Here is a 13,549-nt window from a genome sequence, read left to right as displayed (position 1 = left end):
CGCCTAACACCTTTCGCAGAGTAGGCAGCAATTCAACCAACTGGTCTCTCGCGGAAGAATAGTCACCCGAACGCCCAATACGGCAAGCAAACCGCACTCTGAAGACAATCATTGAAAAATCTTCATTATTTCCATAGAATCGATTCAGAGCTTCGATCTGATGTTGTGCGGCTTCAAAATCCCCTAGCTCGGCGGAAAATAGAGCTAGATTCCGCCGGATCGCCCGAGCAGCATTTCCCTCGACACCGATCGCCCGACTCGCCACGGGGAGTAGCTTAAGGCATTGACTGCGTGCGGCTGCCGGATCTCCCGCCACGCCAGTGAAGAAGGCAAGATTGCTTCGGTACATCAAGCTCTCTTCGCGCTCAGCTCCCAGGACTCGATCGCTCACGAGCACCAGTCCAGCATACAGTTCGCGCGCAGAATGAACATCACCAGTTCCTCCGGTGAAGGATGCAATATCGGCACTGACCTGCAGAATGTCAGGATGCTCCTCGCCTAAGATTCCCACCGCCAAATCCCGGATCAACTTTGCCTCCGAAACAGCGGCTGCATATAGACCAATGGCCGCCATGTACCTAGTTATCATGCTCGCTGCCTGCGTAAGATCGCTGGTCACCTCTGCACGCAGGTCCGACTCCGCTGCCGCCAAGGTTAATAGGTGGAGCGGATGAGGCGCCAAGAGCTTGAGCACTGGCCAGTTCTTTGGTTCGGTGTGATCGTCGTATCTGATGGCGGCGCGATGCAGTAGCCTCGCAGCCACTTCGATCGCCGCGCCCATATTTCCGCCGACCCGTAGATGGTGCCGACTCACATCCCTGATTAATGGGTGCAGGCTCAGCGTTCCAAGTGGTAGGTCACGCGTCGCCGTCGCCATTGGAACTTCCCCGTCAACTTTTAGCTCAATCAGACCGAAGGAACTGAGGCTTTGCAGGAGTTCTCGAAGCCGGCCTGGAGTGAGTCCCCGAAACATGTCCGAGGTGGCCATTTCGCTAGGATCGAGCAAGACGTGGTACGGAATTTCCGCATCAGCCATGGTTGACAAGAGCCGAAGCAAGTTTCGCGCCTTATATCTGCCACCTCGCTCCATTGAGGTCAAAGACAATTCCCAAGTCTCCGCGATGACGGATATCGCGCGCGCTACCGTCATTACACCGTTACCATCCGGAAAGACAGCAGAAACCCCATGGCGATCAAGTGCCGCATGGTAGTCGGTGAAGGTGGTTATCTGTCCGGATACCGGCACCAGTCGAGCGTCGGCAAGATAGCGGCCGGCGAGATGTAGGGCCAGCGGTAGGCCGCCAAGTCTGCCTGCGAGATCCGCTGCCTGCTCTTTCGACCCGCAATTACTGCCCGCTATATCGATGAGCATTTGCGCACTGTCCGCAACAGGTAGGATCCCAATCTGATGCATCCGACACCAGTTTCCCCAGGAACTTTTAGTGCCGTCACGACTTGTGACTATAATTGCACCATTGCGGGTTCCAGTCGGGCGAATCCAACCATTCCTTTGCGCAACGGTCTGATTGACCGGCGCAAGTGCGCTTAGGTCATCAGCATTGTCGATTACGATGAGCCATCGGCGCGAGTAAGCCTTGAGACGCCGCCATAAGACATCAGGCGCGTTGTGAGTCCACTCTCGGTCGAGCTCGTAGCTACTTGCCCCTAGGCTCATGGCAAGTTCCCGCATGCCGGAGTGTAGGCTGCTCGCTTCGGCGGCGGAAATAAACCAGACAGTGATGCCGCGCTGACGTAAGACTTTTGCCACGTGTTGCGCGATCGCGGTTTTTCCTACCCCACCCATCCCGTGCAGTACATGCACTCTAAGTGCAGGATCGGCGTTCCGTTCGTATAGATGGACAAGTTCCCCGATTACACGGTCACGACCGCGAATTTGGTCGGCGCCGACTAGCCCTGGAACGGCCAGCGATGTCATTCCTGCTCTTGGTTGATCGGCACTTATCAAAGCTTCTTTCTCAACTCTTCGCGCCTGCTTCGACTGAAAAGTGAGCCCAATTACCGCGACCAGCAGGGACAGCAAGGAGACCGGCAACGCGTAAACACTGCTATATGCATCTCGGTCACTAAGATCTGAATTGATGTAGGATGCAATACCCTCAGCGGCCGGGTTCCAACCCAGCGCAACCACGCCAACGCCAGCCAGCGCGATCCATGGCCAGCGGCGCTTGAACGGACTCCGCATGTAGACCATCCAGATCAAACCAGACCAATAAATACCGGCGGCCGTCGCAAAGATCTCAACGCCGACTCTGCTAGCAGGTACACTGACGTCTTAGATCATTTAGTTTCGTGTCTAGCATCTAGGCTAACGGACACCTTGTGACTGGGTCGAACGTCTGCCGGAGGTCTGTGGCGACTTGATGTTGCGGTGGTGACGTAACCACTTGCGCCCTGCACGAGCCAGATGATGATCGCAAAGGCGTCAAGGTCGCTCTTCAATGCTGGCCCAGACCTCCGGACCGGATGATGATCGCAGTCTCCGGATCGAACCCGACACCCGTGTCGTCCGCCGGAGGCTGCTGCTCGATGGCGTCCCGGCCGAGCTGGTCACCAACTACTACCGGACGGATCTCGCACGCGGCGCCCCGCTCACCGAACACCGCCTGACCAAGGGCGGATCGCTCCGTGTACTCGCCGAACTCGGCAAACACGCCGGACCAGCCATCGACGACGTCGAAGCCACCATGCCCACCATCGACGAGTTCATCGCCCTGCAGATGCCCGACGACATGCCCGTGCTGCGCCAGTTCCGCACCGTCTATACCACCGACGGCGAACCGATCGAAGTGACCGAAATGATCAAAGCCGCCCACCGGCACAAGGCCAGATACCTCCTGCCCGGACCACAGGGAGGCTGACCTCGCCGCCCCCCGCGACACTTACCAGACCGCCGCCGAGTTCTGTCCGCCGCTAAGGAGCGGCGGCTTCCACCTCATCGGCCCAGGCAAGCAGCCGCGCGTGCAGCGCGGCGACCTGTTCGGCGGTGAGCTTGTACGGTTCGTAAGCGGAGTCAGGAAATCGCCGTACCGCGCGTAGCGCCTCCGCGAAGATCGACGGGTCGAAGCCTGGATCGTGATCGGCCGCCATCTGCATTAGCTCGCCGGTGTCGAAGCGGCCATCTTGAAGGATCCCGTGTACGTCGATGTAGTCACGGACCTCCGCCCGACCGAACAGAGCACACAGCTTGTTCGCCACCGCGTCGGCGGGATGCAGGACCGGGCCGATCGCGAGCTGGACCGGTGGGTACGCCCGCCAGTCGACACCAAGTTCTACCGTGCTGGCGCTGCCCGTGGCCGGGTCCGCCACTGCCAGTCGAGCGAACGAGGCTCCCTCCCGCTCCACGGCGACGTCCAGACCATCGGCACTGAGAGCCGCCACCACGGCGGCCTGAGCTGCCGGGAAGTCAGACACTGCCGCCATGGTGGTGAACAGGTCCACGTCCTTGGAGACCCGGTCCACGAAGCCGTGCGCCTGCACCGCGTACCCACCGGCCAGGCAGAATCCGTACTCGGCTGCCGCCTTCAACGCGACCCGAGCCAGTCGCTGGTGAAACGGGTCCATCACGGCTCAGGCTGCCCTGGGGAGATTCGGGAAGCGAGACTCCCACAGCGTCCGGACCTTGGTCGGCAGCCACAGCTGACGCCACACCCTGGCCAGGGTCGGACCATGGACGAAGGCGCGGAGATCCTCGACCCGCATCGACTCCCGGATCACCCGCTCGTACATGAGGTTGCGCTGGCGATCGTCGGACAGGTCGTAACGACCCTGCTCAGACCAGTCCAGGCGCAACGGCAGCTCGACCACACCTCCGGTTGGTCCGGCCAGCTCCTCCAGCGAGTCTGGCACGGTGTACGGCCGGCCATCCTCGTACAGCACCCGCGCTTGTGCCATGCCGCCATTATCGCTCACGTCGGTGCTGATTCACCGCATGGAGGAGACCGGCGATGGCTGCCGGCGTGTCACCCGGCATGTATGTTCAGCGCTGATCGGGTGCTTCCTCGGCGGCGGGCGCGCGGTGACGTCGAGCGCCCGGCCAGTTCGGCCAGTAGGCGGGCGCGGGACTCGACATCGCCGGCCTCCGCCGCGTACCGGCCGTCGACGACCTGCTGCGGCGAGAGGTGCAGCGACGTCGCGACCGGACGCATCCGCAGCTCCTCGGCCACCTGGCGCAGCTGCGCCACGGCGCGACCACCGCCGGAGATTCCGTAGCCGACGAAGGCCACCGGCTTGTCGGCCCACTCGGCGTACAGGTGGTCCAGGGCGTTCTTCAGCACGCCCGGGGAAGGAGGCGTTGTACTCGGGGACGACCATGACATACGCCTGGCAGCTGGCCAGCCCGCGGCCCTGGAACTCGGGCAGCACCATCCACCCGATCTCGGACACCGGCCCGTCGTCGAGGTCATGGGTCCACAGAGCCACCGAACCGGCGACCATGGCCGGGTCCGCCCGCGTACGGCACGATCATCTTGATCCACTGGGTGTGAGCGATCGTGTCGGGCCGGCGGCCGGACCCTCGATAGAGTCGAAACGGTACCCCGCAGCCCGACCGGTAAAGGTGACCCGATCACATGGCGACGCAGTTCATCGTGCTCAACGGTGGTTCCAGCTCCGGCAAGTCCGGGATCGTCCGGTGCCTCAAGCATCTGTTGCCCGACCCGTGGATCAGTCTCGGGATCGACGACCTGATCGAGCGGCTACCGCCGGCCATGGTGACGTTCGGTGCGCATGGCGAAGCCATCCTCGGCGGCGGCGCCTCCAGGAGCAGGCCCGCCGGTATCTGGAAGGTCTGACCGTGCTGTGGGTCGGGGTGCGGTGCGCTGCGGACATCGCGGCGTCGCGGGAGATCGCCCGTGGTGACCGGGTGGTCGGAATGGCAGCGTCGCAGGCCGAGATCGTCCATCAGGGAGTCGGCTACGGCATCGAGGTGGACACCAGCCACCTGGAGTCGCTGGACTGCGCCCGGATGGTCGCCGCACGGGTGACCGCCGCGCCGCCGGAGGGTTGAGCGGGTCAGTCCTTCGGCTCTGGATGCTCGATGTACCTGACCGGGCTGATGGTCGGCAGGTGCAGCAGGACGTCCACGGATCGACCGAGGTCGTCGAGCGCGGAGTAGTGCCGCTCGTCCTCGTCGGGGTGGTACATGCCAGAGATGACCCGTACGGCGTGCCGGCCGGCCAGCCACCGCCGGACACCTTCGGGTTTCGGGAAGCCGGTCAGGTCGACCGCGTACCCCGCGCCCAGCCTGGCCCCGACCTGGTCGAGCGTCTTGTCCAGGCTGCCGGGGCGGGGTGCCGGGAGGTGGAAGTCGCGGATGCGGCCGGACCCGAAGGTGGTCAGCAGGCAGCGGTAGCGCGACCCGAGGTGCCCACGTAGTCGGGAGCCGAAGCTGGTCCCCCGGGCGGCGAGATGCCCGATCCCGTCCCAGACCACGGCTTGCCGGCCGGTGGCCCGCAGGTGTTCGACCAGTCGGTCCGCTGCGACCGCCTCCTCGTCCTCGCCGTCGTGGCCCTGGCTGAGGGAGGTGGCGTGGAATTGCACGATGCGGTCGAGCGCCGCGATCGCACGGGTCGCGGCGTCGGAGTCGGGTGCGAGCACGGCTGCCGTCGCGGCACGGGCCTGCCGGGCCAGGTCGACGAAGGGCGCGCCGGTCCACCTGCCGTGGGCGCGTTCCACGTGTTCGCCGCCGTCGTGTGCGACCCGGATCGTCGCCAGGAGCGCTGATATCTGCTCGTGGTCGGGGGTGCCCGCCGTCAGGGCGAGGACCCAGTCGTAGTCGGTGGGCACCGCTGTCGGGCGGGTGATTCCGCAGATCTCCACCTGGTCTGCCGGGTGGGTGGCGTTGTGGGCACGCAACCAGATCAGTGCGCGGCGCAGCGACTCGGTGCGCCACGGCCCCCAGGCGTCGGCGAGGATCGCCTCGGGGCCGTTCGCTGACCGGTCTCCGGCCCTGGCCCAGCGGTCGAGCCGCTCGCCGATCTCGGTGGTGTCCTGCAGGACGACGGTACGCACGCCTCCCGCCACCAGTGCCTGGAGCAGGTCGGCCTGCAGTTCGCAGACCTCGGCGCTCTCACGGGTCGTCGGCGCGAGTCCGATGACCGTCGGCGCGGCGGCCGCGTCGCGGTCCGCTCGGCGCAGCGAAAGCTCGTCGGCGATGTCGGTCACGACGTCCCGCCACGGGGTGTCGCCGTACGGTCGCATCGGTCGGGCGTGGGTGGACAGCCAGTCGAGGACCGCCGCCGGAGCGTCGGCGCTCATCCGACGCTGCCGTAGGCGGCGGGGGTGTGCGGGACGCTGAGCGCCCCGGCCAACTCGGCCAGCATGCGGGCGCGGGCCTCGGCATCGACGGCCTTCGCCGCGTACCGGCCGTCGACGACCTGGTGCGGCGAAAGGTTCAGCGACGTAGCGACCGGGCGCATCCGCAGCTCCTCGGCCACCTGGCGCAGCTGCTGCACCGCTCGGCCGCCGCCGGACATTCCGTAGCCGACGAAGGCCACCGGCTTGTCGGCCCACTCGGCGTACAGGTGGTCCAGGGCGTTCTTCAGCACGCCAGGGAAGGAGGCGTTGTACTCGGGGACGACGATGACGTACGCCTGATAGCTGGCGATCGCGGCGGCCCAGCGGCGCGTGGCCTCATGTTCGTAGCTGCCGAAGACGGCGGCGAGCGGCTCCCCCAGCATCGGCAGGTCGGCGGTGGCCAGGTCGACCACGTCCAGGCGGAGCTCCGGCTGGCTGCGGTCCGATGCCACCCACTGTGCGATAGCGGGTGACCGCCGGGTAGGGCGGGTGCTGCCGGCGATCACGCCGACCCGCAGCGGTCCATTCGGGACAATGATGTTGTCCGTTTCCATGCCACCGACGCTAGAACTTGAACATTAGTTGAAGTCAAGCGACGATGCGCCCATGCCCAACTCCATCGTCGCCCCGGCGGCCCTGAGCGTCGGTGAGGTCGCGGCGGCCAGCGGAGTCGCCGCCTCGGCCATCCGGTTCTACGAACGTCAGGGGCTGCTGACCTCGGTCCGCACCAGTGGCAACCAGCGCCGGTACGACAAGTTCGCCCCGTGCGTGGTGCGGATCTGCCGGGTTGCCCAACGTGTCGGGCTCAGTGTGCAGGAGATCGTCGCCCTGTTCGCCGCCCTGCCGGCCAACCCCACCGAAGCCGAATGGCAGCACCTCACCCGGGCGCTCGTCGCCGAAGCGGAGCGCCGCATCGCCGAACTCCACGACGCGCTCGACGACATCGCCTCCGGGGAACCGCTCTGCAAGCTGCCGACGGACGGACGTCGAGGACGCAGCTCCGCCGGATCACCGGCCGCTTGAGATCGGACCGGCACAACGGCACGGCGTTAACCGGATTGTCGCCGGCCGGCAACCGGGCGTTGCGCGGGTACCGAGGTTGCCGGGCTAGCGTTCGCGCTCATGCGTGTCAGCCGGCTCCTGGGTGACCGCGACGGTGGCCGGGACCCCGACGTCGCTCCCCCGACGGCCGCGCCGGCCCGCGCCGGCGAGCGCAGTCCGTACATCGATGCGCTGCGGGCGTTGGCGATCCTGCGGGTGTACCTGCTGCACACGCTGTGGCTGACCTGGCTGCCAATGGTCTTCCCGGCGATGCCGGTGATGTTCGCGCTGGCCGGCTACCTCACGGCCGTGTCGCTGGACCGGGGTACGCCGCTGCGGGTGGTCGGCTCGCGGCTGCGCCGGCTGCTGCCACCGCTGTGGGCGCTCGCCGCGGTCGCCGTACCGCTGATGGTCCTGGTCGGCTGGCGGCCCAGCCTGCTGGACGTGACCTGGTGGGTGGTGCCGCTGCGGAACCCGCCGAACAGCGAATGGGGCGGGCCGTTCTCCCTCGGACTCTGGTACATCCGCGCCTACCTGTGGCTGGTGCTGCTCTCCCCGCTGCTGTGGTGGGCGTTCCGCCGCTGGCCGGTCGGCACACTACTGACCCTGCCCGCACTCGCCGTGCTGCTGACGTCGCCGCTGGTCGACCTACCGGTCAACCCGGTCACCGACGTGGTCTGGTCGATGGCCGCGTACGGCAGCTGCTGGCTGATCGGCTTCGCCCGGCACACCGGGCTGCTGGATCGGGTGCCGCTGCGGTGGTACGCGCTCGGCGTCGGCGCGCTGGCGCTCGTCGCGATGATGTGGCTGGCCGAGCGGGGCGAGGACGACCGGCTCGGCGCGCTGGTGTGGGGCTGGGCGGCGGTGCTGCTGCTGATGCGGGCCCGGCCCCGGCTGGACTGGCTGGCGCAGGTGCCGTGGCTGGCCCGACTGATCCGCATGATCAACGCCCGCGCGGTGACCATCTACATCTGGCATCTGCCGGTGCTGTACGCCGCCGGTGGGCTGCTCACGCTGTCCGGACTCTACGCCGGCAAGGCGGCCATTCTCGGCGTCGGCACCGTGCTGCTGGTCGCGGTGGTGCTGGCTGTCGGCTGGGTCGAGGACGTCGCCGCCCGCCGCCGCCCATCACTCCTACCGCCCAGCTGAGCCGGCTGGCACCCTCAGCGGAGGGCGTCGTCGGCGAGCCGGGCGTGCACGCCGACGACGCCGTTGACGATCTGCGTCACCCGTACGTCGACGACGATGCTGGCCAGGGCGACCGCGTCACCCCGGGACAGCCCGTGCCGGCGGGACATCAGGGTGATCATCGCGTCGAGGGCGTCGGCGGCCGCGGCATCGAGAGTGTCGCCCAGGCCGAGGGTCAGCCAGGCGCCGTCGACCCGGGCCACCGGGCCGGTCAACGGTCGGTCGTCGACCAGATCGAAGGTGAGCTGGACCCGGTCCATCGGGCATTCGATCGCCGTACCGCAGATCTCGCCGTCGCCCTGGGCTGCGTGCCCGTCGCCGACGGAGAACAGCGCGCCGTCGACGGTGACCGGCAGCAGCAGGGTGCTGCCGGCGACCAGGTCCTTGCAGTCCAGGTTGCCGCCGCAACGCCGGGGCGCAATGGTCGAATGCTCGCCGGGCTGCGCCGGTGGCATGCCGAGCACCCCGAGGAACGGCCGCAACGTCACGGTGTGGCCGAGCTGGTTGCGTCCGGTGCCGGCGGCGGGGTCCAGCTGCCAGGTGTGCACCGTCTCGGTGCCGGCGATCCCGTACCGCTCGCTGTGCGGGGTCAACGCGCTGCCCGCCAGGGTGGTGCCCCAGTCGGCCGGCAGCACCTCGTCGACGCGTACCGACAGGGTGGTCCCGGGCCGGGCGCCGCGCACCGCGACCGGCCCGACCAACGCGTGGCCGAACCCCGGCCGGTGCGCCGCGTGCCGGGGCCGCTGGTCGTGCGGGCCGCCGGCGTACGGCCCGGCCGACCACCAACAGTCCAGGGTACGGAAGGTGACCGTGTCTCCGGGGTCGATGGTCAGCACCGGTGGATAGTCCGGTGAGAGGTAGCCGTGCAGGGTCCGGGCGTTCGGCTCCAAGGTGTGCCGCATCGCCGCAGGCTACCGCCGCCGGTCCAACCAGCGCAGCGACCGGCGCAGGTAGCTGCGCTGGTGGTGTCCAGATGCCGGGCCCAGCGGGTCAGGATCCCCGACCGGGCGCGGCCGGCGGGTGCCCGCCGGCGGTCGGATAGGTGACAGCGGGCCCGGCCCGGCGACCGGCGTATCGTCGGACGCTGTGACTGGCGTGCCCTACTCGTTCTGCTCGTCGTGCGGTGCCCGCTACCCGGCCGACGCCGACTGGCCCCGGTCCTGTGACCACTGTGGGCAGCAGGTGTGGCGCAACCCGACGCCGGTGGCGGTTGCCCTGGTGCCGGTGACGAGTCCACAGGGGATCGGGGTGGTGGTGCAGCGCCGCGACATCGAGCCGGCGCGCGGCGAGCTGGCTCTGCCGGGCGGTTTCATCGAGTACGGCGAGGACTGGCGGACGGCGGTGGTCCGCGAGCTGCGCGAGGAGACCGGGCTGGCCGGGCGGTCCGACCAGGTGCGACTGTACGCCGTGCGCAGCGTGCCGAACGGCGCCAGCCTGCTGATCTTCGGGGTGCTGCCGCCCCGACCGGCGGAGACGTTGCCGGTGTCGGTGGCGACCGAGGAGGCCACCGAGTGGCTGGTGGTGACCGAGCCGGTCAGGTTGGCGTTCCCGTTGCACACCGAGGTGCTGGCGCGCTACCTGACTGATCCGACGAACCCGGCGACGCTCGGTACGCTGTGGGCGTGAGTGACCTTCCTGACCGGCTGCCCCCAGACCGGCTGCGGGCCTCCGACGCCGACCGCGAGCAGGTGGCGGAGGTGCTGCGGGCCGCGGCCGCCGAGGGCCGGATCGATCTGCCCGAGTTGGACGAACGACTCGGTCGGGTGTACGCCGCCCGGACGTACGCGGAGTTGGAGCCGCTGACCCGGGACATTCCCCGTGCGGTGTCCGACTCGGTCGCCCGGCGGGGCGATCACGGTCTGGAGCCGTCGCGGCCGTCGCAGTGGGCGGTCGCGGTGATGAGCGGGGTCGACCGCCGGGGCCGGTGGGTGGCACCGGGCAGGTTGCGGGCGCTCGCCTTCTGGGGCGGTGGCCGGTTCGACCTGCGACAAGCGCAGCTCGACGCGAACGTGATCCGGATCCAGGCCTGGGCGATCATGGGCGGGATCGAGATCGTGGTGCCGGATGACGCCGAGGTGTCGATCACCGGGGTGGGCGTGATGGGCGACTTTGGTCAGCGGGCCGCCGGACTGGGCAGCCCCGGCGGGCCGAGAATCCACATCAGCGGGTTGGCGTTCTGGGGCGGTGTGACGGTCAAGCGTCGGGGCCGGCCGGGACGCTGATCGCGGCGACGATCAGGCCGTTGCGGGCCAGCCACCGGCCGGTGAACCCGGTCAGCGGCGTGCCGTCGGGCAACGCTGGGCCGGGCACCAGCAGCCGGGCGGTGAAGTCCCCGTCGGTGGCGGCGCCGCTGGAACCGGGGGCGACGGTGCCGTCGGGGCCGGGGTTCGCCTCGACGTACGCCTGCTCGAAGCCGAGCCAGCGTTCCGCCAGCGGGTACCACGCCTTGTAGACGGCTTCCTTGGCGCAGAACAGCAGCCGGTCCCAGTGCACCTGCGGGTGGCTGTCCCGGCGGGCGGTCAGCCAGGTGAGTTCGTCGGGCACGGTGATGCTGTTCAGGACGCCGGCGGGCAGCGGCTCGTGCGGTTCGGCATCGATTCCGACCGTGGTGAGGTCGACCGACCGGGCCACCACCGCCGCGCGGTAGCCGGCGCAGTGGGTGATACTGCCGACCACCCCGGCCGGCCAGCGGGGTTCGCGGCGTGCACCGGACGGCACTGGTACGCCGGGGAAGCCCAGCTCGGCGAGGGCTTCATGGGCGCAGCGGCGTGCGGTGCCGAACTCACGACGGCGCTTGTCGACCGCGTTGCCGAGCACCGCGGACTCCTCGGGGAACAGGGTGACCGGGACGTTGTCGTCGAACGCCTCGCGGGCGACCGCCGTGGCCGGCAGCAGTGCCTCGATCATCCCGCTCCGTCCTCCGTCACCGTCGTGGCAGGTGGTCGGGTGTCACTGGCAGACCCGCCATTCGCCGTTCTCCTCGACCAGTCTGACGGCCTCCTGCCGCTGTGCGCCACCGTCGTAGGTGACTTCGACGGTGACGGTGCCGGTCGTCCGCACGTTGGTGGTCGACACAGTGACACCGATGATGTCGTACCCGGCGATCTGTCCGGCGGCGGACTCCTGCTGGACGTACTGCGTCTCGGACAGGGTGTCCCTCCGGTCCTGGCACAGCCGTTGGTAGGCACCGGCGTAGTCACCGACGGACAGCGCGTCGAAGTGGGCGGTGGTGGCGTCGCGGGCCGGACCGGTGGCCGCCGACACGGTCCGGTACAGCCAGAAGCCACCCCCGGCGACACCGACGCAGCAGAGTAGGACGACGGCGAACACGACCGCGACGATGATCACGATCGTCCGCCCGCTACGGCTCGGCCCGGCGGACGATGGTGGCGGTGGTGACGGCCCCGGTGGTTGGTAACTCATGATCCGGATGCTAGAGGCCGCCCGCTACCTACCGGCCCGGCACGGCTACCCCGCATAGGCCCGGGCGAGACGCTGGTGTATCCGGTCGTCGGTACGCCGGGCGAGCGCCCGCAGCTCAGCGGGACCGCGCTGCGGCTGGTGGGCGCACCAGGCGGTCAGCAGTCGTTCGGCGCTGTCCGGATCGCTGTCGGCGGCGACCGCCACCACCACCTCGGCGGTCTCGTCCAGCAGCTCAGCCACGGTCGGCACCACGACGCCCTGTTCGCGCAGACGGTACCCGACCAGCGCGGCGCCGAGTGGCGTCAGGCTGATCTCGTCGTCGGTGAGCCGGACCGCGCCGAGATCGGCCAGCCGCGCGAACAGCCGGTCGGCGTCGTCGTGGGCGAGCCGTCGCCACGCCTGCTGCTGCTCCTCGGTGCCGCCGTTCGGCACCAGCATCGACTCCTCCAGCGACTGGTGCAGCAGCTCACGCAGGGCCGGGACCGGCAACGGTTCGGCGGACGAGTAGACGGTGAGCGCTGCGATGACGACGGCGTCGTCGAACCGCCACCGCATCGACGACTCGTTCCAGCCGCTGCCGCACACGGCCGCCCCGATCTCGGGCAGCGCCGCGTACAGCCGCTGGGCCAGGGCGAGCGGGTCGGTCAGCAGCTTGGCCGCGCTCTTGACCGGCACGAGCCGCCCCTTGACCACCCGAACCACTCGGGCGGCCCGGGCCCAGGCGACGACGACCGAGAGCCCGTACAGCTCCTCGCTGCTGCGGGTCTTGAACACCCGGTCGCCGATGGCCGGGTCGATCACGTCGGCGGTGCCGAGCAGCGGGACCAGTTCCCGGGCGTCGGCCAGCCGAAGGTTGCCGTTCGGGGTCAGGGTACGGCCCTGGCCCATCCAGGTCACCAACTGCCGGACCTGGTGCAGGATCGTCGACGATTCGGCCGCCGTGCGCAGCTCGGCGTCGTCCGGGACGACCACCAGTGGCAGGGTCGGTGGGCGTTGGGCGCGGTCGGACGCGGCCAGGTGGTTGGCCATGATCTGGTTGAGCAGGTCCCGGTCGACGGGGATCCGGCCGGCGTGCACGTCGGCGATGAACGCCTGGGCGGCCGCGTTGTCTGTCGGGTCGACGCCGTCGCGCATCATCCGGGTGGCCCAGTACTTCGCCGGGCCGTAGCGCCGCTCGTCGGCCAGCGCCTCGGCGACCGGTCCGGTCAGCTCGTCAAGCGTCCTGTGCAGCAGGTCCCGGTCGGCGCAGTGCCGGTCGGCGAGCCCTTCGTCGAACAGGAAGTCGACGAATCCCCGTACGCTCGGCACGACGGCGTCCCAGTCGTCCGGGTGCATGGTGACCTGTCGGGGGAACCAGTCGAGCAGGGCGGCGGTGAGGTCGTCGGGGTGCCACCGTCCGAACAGACCGTCGCCGTGGCTCCACCGGTGCTCCAGCAGCGTCTCGATCACAAATGGGTCGAGCCCGGCACGCCCCTGCCGACGCGCCCACTTCCCGACCTGGCCGACCAGCCGCTGTCGGGCCGGGTGGAAGGTGTCGGAGTCGGCTGTCGTGTAGACCGTTCTCATGCCGCGCGACCTTACC

General features: G+C 68.6%; 17 protein-coding genes. 7 read left to right on the top strand and 10 right to left on the bottom strand.

Translation table 11 applies throughout. The annotated features are described in order from the left end of the window. On the bottom strand, window positions 1–2,203 hold a 2,203-nt coding region (locus ACFHW1_RS26655), incomplete at its 3' end, for an NB-ARC domain-containing protein (protein WP_416616392.1). 256 nt (window positions 2,204–2,459) lie between these two features. Between ACFHW1_RS26655 and ACFHW1_RS26650 the strand changes: the two genes are divergently transcribed. Then, window positions 2,460–2,879: a UTRA domain-containing protein gene (locus ACFHW1_RS26650; protein WP_416557348.1), complete on the top strand. Its 420-nt coding sequence runs from the start codon at window positions 2,460–2,462 to the stop codon at window positions 2,877–2,879. Between the two features lie 52 nt (window positions 2,880–2,931). Here ACFHW1_RS26650 and ACFHW1_RS26645 read toward each other — a convergent pair whose 3' ends face one another. The 3 genes from ACFHW1_RS26645 to ACFHW1_RS26635 form a co-directional block, all read right to left on the bottom strand. Further along, window positions 2,932–3,582: a nucleotidyl transferase AbiEii/AbiGii toxin family protein gene (locus ACFHW1_RS26645; RefSeq protein ID WP_416557349.1), complete on the bottom strand. Its 651-nt coding sequence runs from the start codon at window positions 3,580–3,582 to the stop codon at window positions 2,932–2,934. A 6-nt stretch (window positions 3,583–3,588) separates the two neighbouring features. Continuing rightward, window positions 3,589–3,912: a hypothetical protein gene (locus ACFHW1_RS26640; RefSeq protein WP_281554162.1), complete on the bottom strand. Its 324-nt coding sequence runs from the start codon at window positions 3,910–3,912 to the stop codon at window positions 3,589–3,591. Window positions 3,913–3,980: 68 nt separating this feature from the next. Beyond that, window positions 3,981–4,295 carry an NADPH-dependent FMN reductase gene (locus tag ACFHW1_RS26635; RefSeq protein ID WP_416557350.1) on the bottom strand — a complete coding sequence of 105 codons (315 nt, stop codon included), beginning with the start codon at window positions 4,293–4,295 and terminating at the stop codon, window positions 3,981–3,983. 294 nt (window positions 4,296–4,589) lie between these two features. On the opposite strand from ACFHW1_RS26635, the gene ACFHW1_RS26630 reads away from it, so the two are divergent. Together ACFHW1_RS26630 and ACFHW1_RS26625 are read left to right on the top strand one after the other, a co-directional pair. Beyond that, window positions 4,590–4,811, top strand: a complete 222-nt coding sequence (locus ACFHW1_RS26630) for a phosphotransferase-like protein (RefSeq protein ID WP_416557351.1) — start codon at window positions 4,590–4,592, stop codon at window positions 4,809–4,811. A gap of 2 nt (window positions 4,812–4,813) precedes the next feature. After that, on the top strand, window positions 4,814–5,026 hold the full coding sequence (locus ACFHW1_RS26625; protein ID WP_416557352.1) for a phosphotransferase-like protein: 213 nt from the start codon (window positions 4,814–4,816) through the stop codon (window positions 5,024–5,026). Between the two features lie 5 nt (window positions 5,027–5,031). Here ACFHW1_RS26625 and ACFHW1_RS26620 read toward each other — a convergent pair whose 3' ends face one another. Further along, the gene (locus tag ACFHW1_RS26620) at window positions 5,032–6,276 is read right to left on the bottom strand and encodes an erythromycin esterase family protein (RefSeq protein ID WP_416557353.1); all 1,245 of its coding nucleotides are present in this window, start codon (window positions 6,274–6,276) and stop codon (window positions 5,032–5,034) included. After that, complete coding sequence (locus ACFHW1_RS26615; RefSeq protein WP_416557354.1) at window positions 6,273–6,869, bottom strand: NADPH-dependent FMN reductase; 597 nt, start codon at window positions 6,867–6,869, stop codon at window positions 6,273–6,275. Before ACFHW1_RS26615 ends, ACFHW1_RS26620 begins: the two co-directional genes overlap by 4 nt. Before the next feature lie 52 nt (window positions 6,870–6,921). On the opposite strand from ACFHW1_RS26615, the gene ACFHW1_RS26610 reads away from it, so the two are divergent. Beyond that, a complete protein-coding gene (locus ACFHW1_RS26610) occupies window positions 6,922–7,338 on the top strand; it encodes a MerR family DNA-binding transcriptional regulator (protein WP_416557355.1) in 417 nt (138 codons plus the stop codon). Between the two features lie 99 nt (window positions 7,339–7,437). Continuing rightward, window positions 7,438–8,505, top strand: a complete 1,068-nt coding sequence (locus ACFHW1_RS26605) for an acyltransferase family protein (protein ID WP_416616389.1) — start codon at window positions 7,438–7,440, stop codon at window positions 8,503–8,505. Between the two features lie 14 nt (window positions 8,506–8,519). Here the strand turns inward: ACFHW1_RS26605 and ACFHW1_RS26600 are convergent, their stop codons facing one another. Continuing rightward, window positions 8,520–9,446 carry an acetamidase/formamidase family protein gene (locus ACFHW1_RS26600; protein ID WP_416557357.1) on the bottom strand — a complete coding sequence of 309 codons (927 nt, stop codon included), beginning with the start codon at window positions 9,444–9,446 and terminating at the stop codon, window positions 8,520–8,522. Between the two features lie 184 nt (window positions 9,447–9,630). Here ACFHW1_RS26600 and ACFHW1_RS26595 point away from each other — a divergent pair, with 184 nt between their 5' ends. Together ACFHW1_RS26595 and ACFHW1_RS26590 are read left to right on the top strand one after the other, a co-directional pair. Then, window positions 9,631–10,170 carry an NUDIX domain-containing protein gene (locus ACFHW1_RS26595; RefSeq protein ID WP_416557358.1) on the top strand — a complete coding sequence of 180 codons (540 nt, stop codon included), beginning with the start codon at window positions 9,631–9,633 and terminating at the stop codon, window positions 10,168–10,170. Next, window positions 10,167–10,766, top strand: a complete 600-nt coding sequence (locus tag ACFHW1_RS26590; RefSeq protein ID WP_416557359.1) for a DUF1707 SHOCT-like domain-containing protein — start codon at window positions 10,167–10,169, stop codon at window positions 10,764–10,766. The genes ACFHW1_RS26595 and ACFHW1_RS26590 overlap by 4 nt, the downstream gene beginning before the upstream one ends. Here ACFHW1_RS26590 and ACFHW1_RS26585 read toward each other — a convergent pair. The 3 genes from ACFHW1_RS26585 to ACFHW1_RS26575 are packed head-to-tail and all read right to left on the bottom strand — an operon-like array spanning window position 10,738 to window position 13,533. After that, a complete protein-coding gene (locus tag ACFHW1_RS26585) occupies window positions 10,738–11,451 on the bottom strand; it encodes a 4'-phosphopantetheinyl transferase family protein (RefSeq protein WP_416557360.1) in 714 nt (237 codons plus the stop codon). The genes ACFHW1_RS26590 and ACFHW1_RS26585 overlap by 29 nt on opposite strands. 42 nt (window positions 11,452–11,493) lie before the next feature. Further along, window positions 11,494–11,967: a DUF4878 domain-containing protein gene (locus ACFHW1_RS26580; RefSeq protein WP_416557361.1), complete on the bottom strand. Its 474-nt coding sequence runs from the start codon at window positions 11,965–11,967 to the stop codon at window positions 11,494–11,496. 45 nt (window positions 11,968–12,012) lie between these two features. Next, a complete protein-coding gene (locus tag ACFHW1_RS26575) occupies window positions 12,013–13,533 on the bottom strand; it encodes a hypothetical protein (protein ID WP_416557362.1) in 1,521 nt (506 codons plus the stop codon). Between the last annotated feature and the right edge of the window lie 16 nt (window positions 13,534–13,549).

This window comes from Micromonospora sp. LOL_014, assembly GCF_048060245.1.
Taxonomy (GTDB): Bacteria; Actinomycetota; Actinomycetes; order Mycobacteriales; family Micromonosporaceae; genus Micromonospora_E.
Note: the sequence above shows the minus strand (reverse complement) of the source record. Positions and strands in the feature narration are given on the sequence as shown.

Excerpts from the sequence above, each read along its gene's own strand:
- ACFHW1_RS26615 (WP_416557354.1), bottom strand. The coding sequence starts at position 6,869 with ATGGAAACGGACAACATCATTGTCCCGAATGGACCGCTGCGGGTCGGC.
- ACFHW1_RS26620 (WP_416557353.1), bottom strand. The coding sequence starts at position 6,276 with ATGAGCGCCGACGCTCCGGCGGCGGTCCTCGACTGGCTGTCCACCCAC.
- ACFHW1_RS26645 (WP_416557349.1), bottom strand. The coding sequence starts at position 3,582 with ATGGACCCGTTTCACCAGCGACTGGCTCGGGTCGCGTTGAAGGCGGCA.
- ACFHW1_RS26580 (WP_416557361.1), bottom strand. The coding sequence starts at position 11,967 with ATGAGTTACCAACCACCGGGGCCGTCACCACCGCCACCATCGTCCGCC.
- ACFHW1_RS26640 (WP_281554162.1), bottom strand. The coding sequence starts at position 3,912 with ATGGCACAAGCGCGGGTGCTGTACGAGGATGGCCGGCCGTACACCGTG.
- ACFHW1_RS26605 (WP_416616389.1), top strand. The coding sequence starts at position 7,438 with ATGCGTGTCAGCCGGCTCCTGGGTGACCGCGACGGTGGCCGGGACCCC.
- ACFHW1_RS26600 (WP_416557357.1), bottom strand. The coding sequence starts at position 9,446 with ATGCGGCACACCTTGGAGCCGAACGCCCGGACCCTGCACGGCTACCTC.
- ACFHW1_RS26610 (WP_416557355.1), top strand. The coding sequence starts at position 6,922 with ATGCCCAACTCCATCGTCGCCCCGGCGGCCCTGAGCGTCGGTGAGGTC.
- ACFHW1_RS26650 (WP_416557348.1), top strand. The coding sequence starts at position 2,460 with ATGCTGGCCCAGACCTCCGGACCGGATGATGATCGCAGTCTCCGGATC.
- ACFHW1_RS26585 (WP_416557360.1), bottom strand. The coding sequence starts at position 11,451 with ATGATCGAGGCACTGCTGCCGGCCACGGCGGTCGCCCGCGAGGCGTTC.
- ACFHW1_RS26630 (WP_416557351.1), top strand. The coding sequence starts at position 4,590 with ATGGCGACGCAGTTCATCGTGCTCAACGGTGGTTCCAGCTCCGGCAAG.
- ACFHW1_RS26575 (WP_416557362.1), bottom strand. The coding sequence starts at position 13,533 with ATGAGAACGGTCTACACGACAGCCGACTCCGACACCTTCCACCCGGCC.